The organism is Arenimonas daejeonensis, from assembly GCF_007993735.1.
In the GTDB taxonomy this organism is placed as follows: Bacteria; Pseudomonadota; Gammaproteobacteria; order Xanthomonadales; family Xanthomonadaceae; genus Arenimonas; species Arenimonas daejeonensis.
This window is the reverse complement of sequence record NZ_CP042453.1, coordinates 247966-260427: the sequence shown is the minus strand read 5'-3', so window position 1 is coordinate 260427 and position 12462 is coordinate 247966. Positions and strand designations below refer to the sequence as shown.

The following is a 12462-nucleotide window of genomic DNA, read 5'->3' as shown; positions in this document are numbered from 1 at the left end:
GCCCCCGGAGGGGCCGCAATGCGGCTTCGGGCCAGTGCGCCCGCCGGAAGCTCCGGGCTCAGGACTTGAGCCGCCAGCCGGTGCGGAAGATCCACCAGACAGCGGCCAGGCAGGCGGCGAGGAAGGCGATGATGGCGGCGAAACTCACCACCACGTTCACGTCGGCCACGCCGTAGAAGCTCCAGCGGAAGCCGCTGATCAGGTACACGACCGGATTGAACAGGGCGATCTTCTGCCAGACCGGCGGCAGCATGTCGATCGAATAGAAGGCGCCGCCCAGGAAGGTCAGCGGCGTCACGACCATCAGCGGGATCACCTGCAGCTTCTGGAAGTCGGTGGCCCACAGTCCGATGATGAAACCGGCGAGGCTGAAGCTGAGCGCGGTCAGCAGCAGGAACAGCAGCATCCACACCGGGTGCGCGATCTCGTAGGGCACGAACAGCCGCGCCGTGGCCAGGATCAGGATGCCCAGCATCATCGACTTGCTGGCCGCCGCGCCGACGTAGCCGAGCACCGCCTCGCCCCAGCCCACCGGCGCCGACAGCAGCTCGTAGATGGTGCCGGCCCACTTGGGCATGTAGATGCCGAACGAGGCGTTGGACAGGCTCTCGTTGAGGATCGACAGCATGATCAGGCCCGGGATGATGAAGGCGCCGTAGCTGACGCCGTCCACCTCGCCCATGCGCGAGCCGATGGCGGCGCCGAACACGACGAAATACAGCGACGTGGACAGCACCGGCGAGGCGATGGACTGGGTGATGGTGCGGAAGGTACGGGCCATCTCGAAACGGTAGATGGCGCGGACGGCATACCAGTTCATGCCGCGGCCCTCCCGCCGTGCACCAGGCTGACGAAGATGTCCTCGAGCGAACTCTCGCTCGAATGCAGGTCCTTGAAGTCGATGCCCAGCTCGTTGAGCTGGCGCAGCAGGGCGGCGATGCCGGTCTCTTCGCTCTGCACGTCGAAGGTGTAGACCAGGGCGTGGCCGTCATCGGCCAGCTCCAGCGGCAGCGACGCCAGCGCCGGCGGAATGGCCGCCAGCGGGTTCTGCAGCTGCAGCGTCAGCTGCTTCTTGCCCAGCTTGCGCATCAGCACGTGCTTGTCCTCGACGACCACCAGCTCGCCCTTGTTGATCACGCCGATGCGGTCGGCCATCTCCTCGGCCTCCTCGATGTAATGCGTGGTCAGGATGATGGTGACGCCGCGGTCGCGCAGCTCGCGCACCATCTGCCACATGTCTCGGCGCAGCTCCACGTCCACGCCGGCGGTGGGTTCGTCCAGGAAGAGGATCGTGGGTTCGTGCGAAAGCGCCTTGGCGATCATCACCCGGCGCTTCATGCCGCCCGAGAGCGTCATGATCTTGCTGTCGCGCTTGTCCCAGAGCGACAGGTCGCGCAGCACCTTCTCCAGGTGCGCGGCGTCGGGCGCCCGGCCGAACAGGCCGCGGCTGAACTTCATGGTCGCCCACACGGTCTCGAAGGCGTCGGTGGAGATTTCCTGCGGCACCAGGCCGATCTTGCGGCGCGCGCCGCGCGGGTCGGCGACGATGTCGTGGCCATCGGCCACCACGCTGCCGGTGCTGGCGTTGACGATGCCGCAGATGATGCTGATCAGCGTGGTCTTGCCGGCGCCATTGGGGCCGAGCAGGGCGAAGATCTCGCCGCGGCGGATGTCGAGGTCGACGTCGTCCAGCGCCTGGAAGCCGGAGGCGTAGGTCTTGCCGACGCCGCGGATGGAAAGGATCGGGTCCATGGAAAAGCCTGGCGGAAAACCGCAGACATCCTAGCCGAGCACGCCGCCGCGGCCCATGGGTTTTTCAGGGACAGTGTTTCCCGGAATGCGACCCGCGCGGCGGATCCGGCCCGGGCCTGGCGCCATCATCACCAAGCCCGGGCGTCCGTGTCAGTGCTCGCGCACGTCCAGTTCCAGCGCCTCGGCGATCGCCGACCAGGCCACGATCTTGTAGTTCTGGTTCTGCACCGGCAGCACGTTGCGGCCGTCCTGGGCAACCATCGCGCCGTGTTCGAAGCCGGGGCCGAGGTTGGCGCTGCTCACGTCCAGGCCGTCGGTTTCGCTGATGCCGTCCACGCCGCGCACGCCGTCGGCCGCCACTGCGAACGAGCCCAGGTATTCGCGGTCGCCCTCGCGCCGGTACACGGCATAGGTGTCGTTGCCCTGGCTGGACACCACCAGGTAGCCGCGGCCGCCGCCCAGGTCGTACAGGCCCACGCCTTCCAGGTCGTCCTTGATCGCCGGGTTGGCGTCCACGCGGTCCACCGCGGTCTTCGTGTCGCCGCCCTCGGGTTCGGCGTCCAAACGCCACAGCGCCACGTCCTCTTCGCCGATGAACAGCGTGCCGCTGTGGTCGTCGGCGACGCAGCCTTCGGTCTGCGATTCGAACGTGGTCTCGCGCACGAGCACGGACTTCACCTTGCCGTTGCCCGCGTCCACGAGTTCCCATTGGTTCAGCGGGCCGTCGCCGCTGTTGATGAAGACGAAGGTCTTGCCAGTCTTCGGGCTGCGGTACATGCACAGGCCGTAGGGATCCTCCAGGCCGGTCGCCTGCACGCCGTCGGCCACCGGCACCAGCTGGCGCTTGCCGGGGTCGAGCACGTACAGCGCGATCGCCTTGCGGGTGCGGTCGCTGGCGGCCACCAGGTCACCTTGTTCCCGCCCAGTTCGAAGCCGTTGCGGAAGTCCACGTTGTTCATCTTGCCGTCGGCCAGGAACTGCACTTCCTGCCCCTGCATGTCGTACAGGTACAGGCCGGCCTTCTTGTCGGTGGCGATGATCAGGCTGGCGGCGGGGTCGCCGGGATGCGCCCAGATCGCGGGGTCGTCCGCGGCGTCACCGTAGCTGTGCACCGGCACGGACTCGTAGCTCGGGCGCACCACCGGCACTTCGGCGGCCACGCGCTGGCGCGGGTCCTGCGCGGTGCCGGGCGCGAGATCGAGTTCGGCCGCGATGTCGGCGAACGAAAGCAGCTTGAAGTCCGGACCTTCCTCGTCGGTCACCAGCAGCAGGCCCTGCGGGAAGGTTTCGCCGAAGGCCATCGAGCTCGCGAACAGCGGGCCCGGTTCTTCCACGGCCTCGTTTTCGCCGGTGGCGGACAGCGCGAAGGAGCCGACATAGGCGTCGTCCTGGTCGCGGTTGTAGACGTTCAGGCGGCTGCCGTTGGCGTCGGAGGCGATCAGCCAGCGGGCGCCTTCGCCGCCGTCGTGGATGGCCAGGCCGCCGATCTCCTCGGCGAAACGGCCGCTGCGCGGTGAGTCGATCAGGGCGGCGGCCACGTCGGCCTCCGGGTCGGCACTGAAACGCCAGATGCCGACGGTCTCTTCGGCGGCATAGACCTGGCCGTCGGCCGCGGCCACGCACTGCTTGAGCGGCGAGGGCACCGAGATGCGGCGCACCTGGCGCGCATCGAGCTTGCCGTCGGCGGTCGGGAAGATCAGCTGCTGGTCGATCTCGCCGCCGTCGCCGACGATGAAGGCGTGCAGGCCCTCGTCCAGCGGGTTGCGGTACAGGCAGACGCCTTCGCCGGCGAAACCCAGCGGCAAGGGCCGGGCGCCGACCTCGGTCAGTACTTCGGCGTCCATGCGGTACAGGCGCAGATGGTTGTCGGTGGTGTCGATCGCGACCAGCACGGTGCTGGGCTGGCCGCCCAGCATCACCTTGTAACCCGCGTCCACCGCGGCCACTTCGCCGGCCTCGGCGGTGGCCAGGCGCTTGCCGGCCAGGTCGTAGACCTCCAGGCCGCCCAGGCGGTGGCGGCGACGATGCGGCTCTGGCCGGCGTCGGCCGGGTCGAGCACCAGCACGCCCGCGGCGGTTTCGCCGCTGGCGGGGCTTCGGTCTGGACGCGGGCGGCGATGACCGGAGCGGCCGGGGCCGGGGCGTCGGCCGTGGGGGTGGAGGTGGCCGCGGAGCAGCCCACCAGGCTCAGGGCGGTGGCGGCCAGCCAGCCGGCGGGGATCCAGGTTTTCATCGTCGGGGTCCTCTGTAACGGGGGCGCGTCATGGGCGGGGGTCGACCACCCTGCACGAGCCCGGAGTGGATTTCGTGACAGCGACGATCCCACAGCCGGGGGTCGTCTGCAAGAAATTTTCCAAGTTGGTTGCAAATTGGAATCTTTGTTCGTAATCTGCGGGTCAGCCACCCCTGCGAGGTGGTACAGCCGATCCAGTGGGGAGTCCTCGGGAGGGACTGGGCCATGCGTAAGTTCAAGCGCAACGTATTAGCGGCACTCATCAGCAGCCACCTGCTTTCCGCCGGCCTGGCGATGGCGCAGGAAACGCCGGCGGCGACGACACCCGAGGGGGAGGAAGACATCACCCAGCTCGAGGAGATCGTGGTCAGCGGCACCATCCAGTACCGCAACCGCACCGAGACCACCTCGCCGTCGCTGGTGTACGACCAGCAGTTCTTCGAGGAATTCGAGCCGGTGTCGGTGGGCGACCAGCTTCGGCGCGTGCCCGGCGTGGCCTTCACCAGCGACATCGGCGAGTCCGACTCGCCGCAGTTGCGTGGCCTCGGCCAGGGTTACACCCAGGTGCTGGTGAATGGCCGCCCGATCCCCGGTGCAGGCAACGACCGCACGGTGTTCGTGGACCGCATCCCGGCCGAGATCGTCGACCGCATCGAGATCATCCGTTCGCCCGGTGCCGACATCGACAGCCAGGGTGTCGGCGGCACCATCAACATCATCCTCAAGGACGGCGCCAGCCTGCCGCCGGGCGTGATCCTGCGCATGGGCGTCACCCACGACATGGACCAGGGCAAGAGCCGCGGCAGTTTCGCCGCCTCGAGCTCGGGCAGCAACAAGGACGAGACGGTCTTCTACTCGCTCACCGTGGACGCGCAGGAGCGCTACAACAACAAGGAAGTGGTCGAGGAGGTATTCGAGAGCGACTCGGTCGGCTTCGACGACGAAGTCGCCCGCGGCGGCATCGGGCGTGGCCTGGAGCAGTGGGACAATCCCGGGCAGTCCTCGGCGGTCGAGCGCGTCGAGGAGATGGACAGCCGCGACACCCGCGACCTGTCCTTCAACGGCGACGTGACCTGGCGCATCTCGGACGATTCCACCCTGCGCGTGGACGGCTTCCTGCTGACCACCTCGCGCGACGAGCACCAGGACACCTGGATCTACGAGGGCGACGGCAGCGTCGGTGGCCTGGACCTGGACAACCCGGAGCTGGAGTTCCAGGACGCCGACTTCAACCAGGACAGCTACGGCTTCTCGGCGGTGTTCGACCATTACCTCAGCGACGTTTCGAGCTTTTCGCTGGACCTGAGCTACAACGACTTCACCGACGACAGCGTCGAGCTGAGCTACGAGGAGACCAACGACAACCTGGTCTCCCGCGAGGACATCGACGCCGACGACAGCGAGTGGCTGGTCGGCGGTTCCTACACCCGCAGCCTGCCGACGTGGGCGCCGCAGGGCGCCGAGCTGAAGGTCGGCGTGGCGGCGAAGTGGAAGGAGCGCGACTTCCGCCTGCTGGTCGAGGACGACCTGGGCGAGCCGGACTATTCCACCAGCGACGGCCGCTTCAACTACCAGGAAGACCGCCTGGACGGTTACGCGCGCATCAAGTGGGGCCTGTCCGAGACTGTAGAACTGGAAACCGGCATCCGCGCGGAAAGCACCGACACCGAGCAGCAGTACGTCACCGACCTGTCCGAAGGCGGCGTGCTGGATTCCACCGAAGCCGGCAGCGCCGACGGCAGCGAGTTCCACCTCAACCCGTCGGTGCACCTGCTGTGGAAGATGACCGAGCAGGACCAGTTCCGCTTCAGCGTCGCGCGCACGGTGCGCCGTCCCAGCATCGACCAGCTGATCCCGGCCTACACGCTGGAATCGCCGGGTGACGAGGACGTGACCATCGGCAACCCGGAGGTCGAGTTCGAGACCTCGCTGGGCTTCGACGTCGGCTACGAGCGCCGGTTCGGGCGGCAGGGCGTGATGGGCTTCAACGTGTTCTACCGCGACATCAGCGACCTGATCGCGCTGGTGAACACGGGCGAGCCGGTGGACACCATCGGCCTGGATCCGGACGACTTCCCGGGCGGTCTGTACAGCTACGAGAACATCGGCGACGCCAAGACGCATGGATTCGAGTTCGACCTGTCCACGCCGCTCGACATGTTCGGCTGGGAGGAGACGGGTGTGTTCGCGAACTACACGCGGCTGTGGTCCGACCGCGCCGACCCGGCCACCGGCCGGGACATTGCGATCGATTTCCAGCCGACCTATGTCTACAACGTCGGCATCACGCAGAACATCCCGAGCTGGGAGACCAGTTTCGGCGTGAGTTACCAGAAGCAGGGTGAGTCGCGGTTCGTCACGTACGGGGAGATCGAGAGCCAGTTGTACGACGGCAATCTGGAGTTCTTCCTGGAGAAGCGCATCGGCGAGAACATGGTGTTGCGTCTGACCGGCAACAATCTGCTGGATGCCGACAGTGAGCAGGCGGAGGCGGGTTTCGACGGCGACAACGGTGCGGAGATCCTGGCCAACCAGGCGGCCTACGACGTGGATGCGTTCGAGGTGGAGCGGGAATCCTCTTCGCAGCGCTGGACGTTGACGTTCCGCATCGTGTTCTGAGTTGCAAGCCGGCTCCGGGGATGGTCCGGAGCCTGGTCCCGAAAGCGGCGGCCCTCAGGGTCGCCGTTTTTTTGTGCGTGTTGATCTGGCGCCATCAGCACCGCGGGGCGACACCCTCTTTCTGCTCAGTGAAGCCTTTTATTTCGCAGAAAGAGGGTGTCGCTCCCACGGCACTGCCGGTTCCACCCGCGCGGTTCTGTGAGGGGAGTTCCTGGTGGTATAGGCGTTTTGCTTGCGCGTGTGGGTTCGCGGGCTTCCGCGTGCGAGATCTTTCTTGCGCCACGCGGTTTGCTAAGTGGGAGCACGTTCAAAATCGGGGCTGCGTGGCCTATCGTGGGGCGCGTTCCCCTGAACGCGTCCGGTGCCATTTTGGCGAGGTTGTTGCGAGTACCCGCCGCTGCGCGGCGTAGAGCAGAAGCGGGGCTTCAGTAGCTGTTTCAGTTGACGATTTGCTTTCATTGGCGTTGCCGCTGCCGCTGCCGCGCTGCCCTCGCTCTTGCCCTTCGCCGCGGTAGCGGCGAGCACTTCTTTCCAGTTCGCAGAAATGGCACCGGACGCGTTCAGGGAACGCGCCCCACGGGAGGCGCGCTGCCGACAAGGGACGCGAGCGCATTAGCAAACGACAAGGCGCAAGAAAAATCGCACATGCGGAAGCCCGCGAACCCACACGCGCAAGCAAAGCGCCGATGCCGCGCAGGAACTCCAATCAGCCACCCGGACGATACGTACCGGAAGTGCCGGGGAAGTGAAGGGCTCTTTTCGCGAAATAAAAGGCTTCACTGAGCGAAAAGAGCCCTTCACTTCCCCGGTACTTGCCGGCGCCAGCTCCCCGACGCCGGCCGTTCTGATGAAATCAGAGCTTCACAGGCTGCCCGGTGCGCAGGGACTCGGCCGCGGCTTCCGCAAGGGCCAGGGCCGCGACACCATCGGCGTAACCAACGGAAGCGGGCTTTCCGTCGAGCATGTCGGCGAAGTGGTCCATTTCCCGGCGATAGGCTTCCGCGTAACGGTCGAGGAAGAAATTCTGGAAACGGTCCGCGGCGGCGCCGCCCTCGCTCCAGACCTGCACACTGGATTCCACCACATTGTCCGCCCGCACCATGCCGGCCGACGCATACGCCTCGATGCGCTGGTCATAACCGAAACCCGAACGCCGGCTGTTGGAGATCACGCAAAGCCGCCCACTGGCAGTCGTCAGCACCGTGCGCGCCGTGTCGATGTCGCCCAGCTTGCCGATCTCCGGATCCACCAGACAGCTACCGGCCGCGTACACCGTCACCGGCTCCTCGCCCAACAGCCAGCGTGCCATGTCGAAATCGTGGATCGCCATGTCCTTGAACAGCCCGCCCGACACCGCCACGTACGACGGCGGCGGTGGCGACGGATCGTTCGACGTGATCTGCAGCGACTCCAGCGTGCCGATCGCACCGCTGTCGAGCTGCGCCTTCAGCGCCTGGAAATGCGGATCGAACCGCCGGTTGAACGCCAGCAACATCCGCGCCATCGCCAACGGCGCTCCGGCCGTGCGCGCCCGCGCCAGGTCCTGGTCGATGGGCTTCTCGCAGAAGATCGCCTTGCCCGCGGCCGCGGCACGCAGGCTGTAGTCCAGGTGCGTGTCGGTGGAGCTGGCGATGATCACGCCGGCGATGCCGGGATCGGCAAGCGCCGCCTCCAGCGTGGTCACGGTGCAGCCGTGCTCCTGCGCCAGCGACTGCGCGGAATCGGCGACCGGGTCCACGACGCCGGCCAACTGCAGGCGCGGGTGCAGGGCGGCGTTGCGGGCGTGGATCCGGCCGATGCGGCCGGCGCCGATGATGACGACCTTTTTCATTTCTTCTTCCTCAGGGTTCGACAGCCGCGCCACTGCGCAGCGAACGGTCGCAGGCTTCGGCCAGCACCAGCGCTGCGACGCCGTCGGCGTAACCCACGCGCGGCTGCGCGCGGCCGTGCAGCACGTCGGCGAAGTGTTCGATCTGGGCGCGGTAGGCGTGCGCGTAACGCGTGGCGAAACCCGGGTGGATCGGCGTGCCGGTGACGCCGGCTTCGGTCAGCACCTGCAGCGTGTCGGGCGCGACGTTGCCGGCGGTGGCCATGCCGGCCGAGCCGAAGGCCTCGATGCGCTGGTCGTAGCCGTAACCGCTGCGGCGCGTGTTCGAGATCACGCACAGTCGGCCCGAAGCGGTGCGCAGCACCGTGCGCGCCGTGTCCACGTCGCCCTGACGCCCGATCTCCGGGTCCACCAGGCAACTGGCCGTGCTGTACACCGACACCGGCTCCTCGCCCAGCAGCCAGCGCGCCAGGTCCAGGTCGTGGATGGTGAAGTCCTTGAACAGCCCGCCGCTGGTCGGCACGAAACCCGGCGGCGGAGCGGCCGGGTCGTGGTTCACCAGGTGCAGGCTTTCGAGCTGGCCGATCGCGCCGCTGTCCAGCTTCGCCTTCAGCGCCTGGAAATGCGGGTCGAAACGCCGGTTGAAACCGAGCAGGAAACGGGCGCCGGTGAACCTGGATTCCGCGGCGCGCACCTTGGCCAGGTCCAGGTCGATGGGCTTCTCGCAGAAGACCGTCTTGCCCGCGGCCACCGCCGCCAGGGCGTGACCCAGGTGCTGGTCGGTCGAGCTGCAGACCAGCACGCCGCCCACCGCCGGGTCGGCCAGGGCCTGCTCAAGCCCGGCGACCTGGGCGCCGAAGCGTTCGGCCATCGCCCGGGCCGCCTCGGGCCGCGGATCCACGACATATCTGAGCTGCAGCCCCGGATGCCGGGCTGCGTTCGGCCCGTGTACCTGGCCCATGCGCCCGGCACCGATCAAGGCAAGCTGGATTCGTTCCACAATGGCTCCGCGCGGCCCGGCCGCAGAATGGAATACTTGTTCCGTTTCAGGATTGTAATAGAATTTCCAAAACTTGAAAGGCCCGCGACACCCCGTCCCGGCCCTGACCCCATAGGAGCGGCTGCATGGCCGAACTGAGCACCCCGCCCGCCACCGCCGAAGAACTGCGCGCCGCCATCCTCGAGCGCTACGAATCGCTCAGCAAGCGCCTGCAGCAGATCGCCCGCTACGTGCTGGACGAACCCAACGCGGTGGCGCTGGAAACGTTGGCGGTGCTGTCCGAGCGCATCGGCGTGCAGCCTTCGGCGATCGTGCGCTTCGCCAAGTCCTTCGGCTTCGACGGCGCCACCCAGATGCAGCGGCTGTTCCGCGACGGCCTGCTGCTGGGCGCGCATTCGCTGGGTTACAGCGAACGGGTGCGCGAGTTCGCCGAGACCGTGGACGGCAAGGCGGTCGGCGACCCGGCGCAGGTGCTGTCGGAGTTCGTCGAAGGCAATGTGATGGCGTTGCAGAACCTGGGCGCGATGATCGGCCGCGAGGCCCTGGCCCAGGCCGTGCGCCTGATCGGGCAGGCGCAGACGGTGTACGTGGCCGGCTTCCGGCGCTCGTTCCCGGTGGCCGCCTATCTGGCCTATTCGCTGCACCAGGTCGACAAGAAGGCCGTGTTCATCGACAGCCTGGGCGGCATGGCCCGGCAGCAGGTGCACGGTATCGGCAAGGACGACCTGCTGATCGTGGTCAGCTACCACCCGTACGCCGAAGAGGCGGTGCACCTGATCGACGCCGCGGTGGACCGCCAGTGCAAGGTGCTGTCGATCAGCGACAGCCTGGTCAGCCCGGTGGCCAAGCCGGCCAGCCTGGTGCTGCAGGTGCGCGAAGCGGAGATCCGCAAATTCCGCTCGCTGTCGGTGTCGATGTGCCTGGCCCAGGCCCCATCATCGCCTACGCCTTTTCGACCGCCGAGCCGGCCCGCAACCCGTCGAAACTGGGTGCCCGGACCAAGAAATGAAACGAATGTTGCCGACGTTCTGAAAATAGAATATATTTTACATCGGCCGGGCGGTGGGCGCCCCAGGCAGAGCAGAGGCGGGCCGAATGGCGGCGAGCAAACACCGGCTGGACCTGATCACCCTCGGCCGGTCGGGCATCGATCTTTACGGTGAACAGGTCGGCGGCCGGCTGGAGGACATGTTGTCCTTTGCCAAGTACATCGGCGGCAGCCCCACCAACACCAGCGTCGGCGCTTCGCGGCTCGGGCTGCGCACGGGCCTGGTGACCCGGGTCGGCGCCGACCACTTCGGTCGTTTCATCCGCGAACAGCTGCAGCGCGAAGGCGTGGACGTGCAGGGCGTGCTGACCGACCCCGCGCGCCTGACCGCCCTGGTTTTCCTCGGCATCCGCGACCCCGACACTTTTCCGCTGATCTTCTACCGCGAGGACTGCGCCGACATGGCGCTGGCCGCGGACGACCTGGATCCCGCCTTCATCGCCTCGGCGTCGGCGGTGCTGGTCAACGGCACCCATCTGTCCACGCCATCCGTGTTCGCGGCTTCGGTGCGCGCCTGCGAGATCGCGCGCGCCAGCGGCGGCCGCGTGGTGTTCGACATCGACTACCGGCCGGTGCTGTGGGGCCTGGCTGGCAAGGACCGCGGCGAGGACCGCTTCGTCGCCGCCGCCGCGGTCACCGAACGCCTGCAGCAGGTGCTGCCGCTGTGCGACCTGGTGGTGGGCACGGAAGAAGAGATCCACATTCTCGGCGGCAGCACCGACACGACCACCGCGCTGCGCGCCATCCGCGCGCGCACGCCGGCGCTGCTGGTCTGCAAGCGGGGTGCGCTGGGCTGTTCGGCCTTCCCCGGCGACATTCCGGACAGCCTCGACCAGGGCGTGGTCGGACGCGGATTCGAAGTGGAAGTGTTCAACGTGCTGGGTGCGGGCGACGCCTTCATGGCCGGTTTCCTGCGCGGCTGGCTGCGCGGCGAGCCGCTGGAAACCAGCTGCGGCTATGCCAATGCCTGCGGCGCGATCGTGGTCTCGCGCCACGGCTGTTCGCCGGCGATGCCGACCTGGGACGAGCTGCAGGCCTTCCTGGTCGCGGAGCAGCGTCCGTACCTGCTGCGCGACGATGCCGCGCTGGAACAGCTGCACTGGGCCTCGACCCGCAGCGGCCAGTGGGACGAACTGACCGTGCTGGCGATGGACCACCGCAGCCAGTTCGAGACCCTGTGCGAACAGCTGGGCGCCGATCCGGCGCGCATCCAGGCCTTCAAGGCGCTGGCGCTGCAGGCCGTGCACCAGCTGGCGGAGGGCGATCCGCGCTTCGGCGTGTTGCTGGACGGGCGTTTCGGCATGCGCGGGCTGGAAGCCGCGGCCGATACGCCGTACTGGATCGGCCGGCCGATCGAACGCCCTGGTTCACGCCCGCTGGAATTCGAATGTTCCGCCGACGTCGCCACCGAGCTGGCGACCTGGCCCGCGAACCACGTGGTGAAGTGCCTCGCGTTCTATCACCCGGATGATCCGCAGGACCTGCGCGAGCGCCAGGAGCGCCAGCTGCTGCGCCTGCAGGACGCCGCGCGCAAGACCCGGCACGAACTGCTGGTGGAGATCATCGCCACCCGCCACGGGCCGGTGGACGAAACCACGGTGTCGCGCGTGCTGCAGCGGCTCTATGATCTGGGCATGCGTCCCGACTGGTGGAAGCTCGAACCCAGCGACAGCCTCGCGGCCTGGGATCGCGTGCAGGCCACCATCGAAGCCAACGACCCGCGCTGCCGCGGCGTGGTGCTGCTGGGCCTGTCGGCGCCGGAAGACGAACTGGTGGCGGGTTTCGCGGTCGCCGCGCGCTCGCCGATCATCAAGGGCTTCGCGGTCGGCCGCACGATCTGGGCCGACGCGGCCGAGCAGTGGCTGGCGGGCCGCATCGACGACGAAGCCGCGATCGCCGACCTGGTGCGCCGCTTCGGCGTCCTCGTGGATGCCTGGCGCGACGCCCGGGCCGAGCAACCGCTGCAGCGTGGAACCGCCTGAG

Annotated in this window: 8 protein-coding genes and 1 pseudogene; 3 read left to right on the top strand and 6 right to left on the bottom strand. The window is 67.7% G+C overall.

Translation table 11 applies throughout. The features are described from left to right. Positions 1–58: 58 nt before the first annotated feature. The 4 genes and pseudogenes from FRZ33_RS01275 to FRZ33_RS15695 all read right to left on the bottom strand — a co-directional run bounded on the left by FRZ33_RS01275 (position 59) and on the right by FRZ33_RS15695 (position 3817). Positions 59–820, bottom strand: coding sequence for an ABC transporter permease (locus FRZ33_RS01275; RefSeq protein WP_146907104.1), 762 nt, complete (start codon positions 818–820; stop codon positions 59–61). Next, positions 817–1752, bottom strand: a complete 936-nt coding sequence (locus FRZ33_RS01270) for an ABC transporter ATP-binding protein (protein ID WP_146907103.1) — start codon at positions 1750–1752, stop codon at positions 817–819. Before FRZ33_RS01270 ends, FRZ33_RS01275 begins: the two co-directional genes overlap by 4 nt. A gap of 150 nt (positions 1753–1902) precedes the next feature. Continuing rightward, positions 1903–3698 (bottom strand): annotated as a pseudogene (locus FRZ33_RS15700) (phytase). After that, positions 3668–3817, bottom strand: a complete 150-nt coding sequence (locus FRZ33_RS15695; RefSeq protein WP_227977974.1) for a hypothetical protein — start codon at positions 3815–3817, stop codon at positions 3668–3670. Before FRZ33_RS15695 ends, FRZ33_RS15700 begins: the two are co-directional and overlap by 31 nt. 392 nt (positions 3818–4209) lie before the next feature. On the opposite strand from FRZ33_RS15695, the gene FRZ33_RS01255 reads away from it, so the two are divergent. Next, positions 4210–6603: a TonB-dependent receptor plug domain-containing protein gene (locus tag FRZ33_RS01255; RefSeq protein WP_146907100.1), complete on the top strand. Its 2394-nt coding sequence runs from the start codon at positions 4210–4212 to the stop codon at positions 6601–6603. A gap of 853 nt (positions 6604–7456) precedes the next feature. Here FRZ33_RS01255 and iolG (FRZ33_RS01250) read toward each other — a convergent pair. Both iolG (FRZ33_RS01250) and iolG (FRZ33_RS01245) read right to left on the bottom strand, forming a co-directional pair. Continuing rightward, positions 7457–8434: an inositol 2-dehydrogenase gene (iolG, locus tag FRZ33_RS01250; protein WP_146907099.1), complete on the bottom strand. Its 978-nt coding sequence runs from the start codon at positions 8432–8434 to the stop codon at positions 7457–7459. A gap of 10 nt (positions 8435–8444) precedes the next feature. Then, the gene (gene iolG / locus FRZ33_RS01245; RefSeq protein ID WP_227977972.1) at positions 8445–9431 is read right to left on the bottom strand and encodes an inositol 2-dehydrogenase; all 987 of its coding nucleotides are present in this window, start codon (positions 9429–9431) and stop codon (positions 8445–8447) included. Between the two features lie 125 nt (positions 9432–9556). Between iolG (FRZ33_RS01245) and FRZ33_RS01240 the strand changes: the two genes are divergently transcribed. Next, entirely contained in the window at positions 9557–10594 is a 1038-nt protein-coding gene (locus FRZ33_RS01240; RefSeq protein ID WP_227977971.1) for a MurR/RpiR family transcriptional regulator, read from the top strand. Next, entirely contained in the window at positions 10527–12461 is a 1935-nt protein-coding gene (locus FRZ33_RS01235) for a bifunctional 5-dehydro-2-deoxygluconokinase/5-dehydro-2-deoxyphosphogluconate aldolase (RefSeq protein WP_146907097.1), read from the top strand. The genes FRZ33_RS01240 and FRZ33_RS01235 overlap by 68 nt, the downstream gene beginning before the upstream one ends. The last annotated feature ends 1 nt before the right edge of the window (position 12462 follow it).

Bases quoted from the DNA above. Each gene is read 5' to 3' on its own strand.
- FRZ33_RS01275 (WP_146907104.1), bottom strand. From the start codon at position 820: ATGAACTGGTATGCCGTCCGCGCCATCTACCGTTTCGAGATGGCCCGT.
- FRZ33_RS01270 (WP_146907103.1), bottom strand. From the start codon at position 1,752: ATGGACCCGATCCTTTCCATCCGCGGCGTCGGCAAGACCTACGCCTCC.
- FRZ33_RS01255 (WP_146907100.1), top strand. From the start codon at position 4,210: ATGCGTAAGTTCAAGCGCAACGTATTAGCGGCACTCATCAGCAGCCAC.
- iolG (WP_146907099.1), bottom strand. From the start codon at position 8,434: ATGAAAAAGGTCGTCATCATCGGCGCCGGCCGCATCGGCCGGATCCAC.
- FRZ33_RS01240 (WP_227977971.1), top strand. From the start codon at position 9,557: ATGGCCGAACTGAGCACCCCGCCCGCCACCGCCGAAGAACTGCGCGCC.
- FRZ33_RS01235 (WP_146907097.1), top strand. From the start codon at position 10,527: ATGGCGGCGAGCAAACACCGGCTGGACCTGATCACCCTCGGCCGGTCG.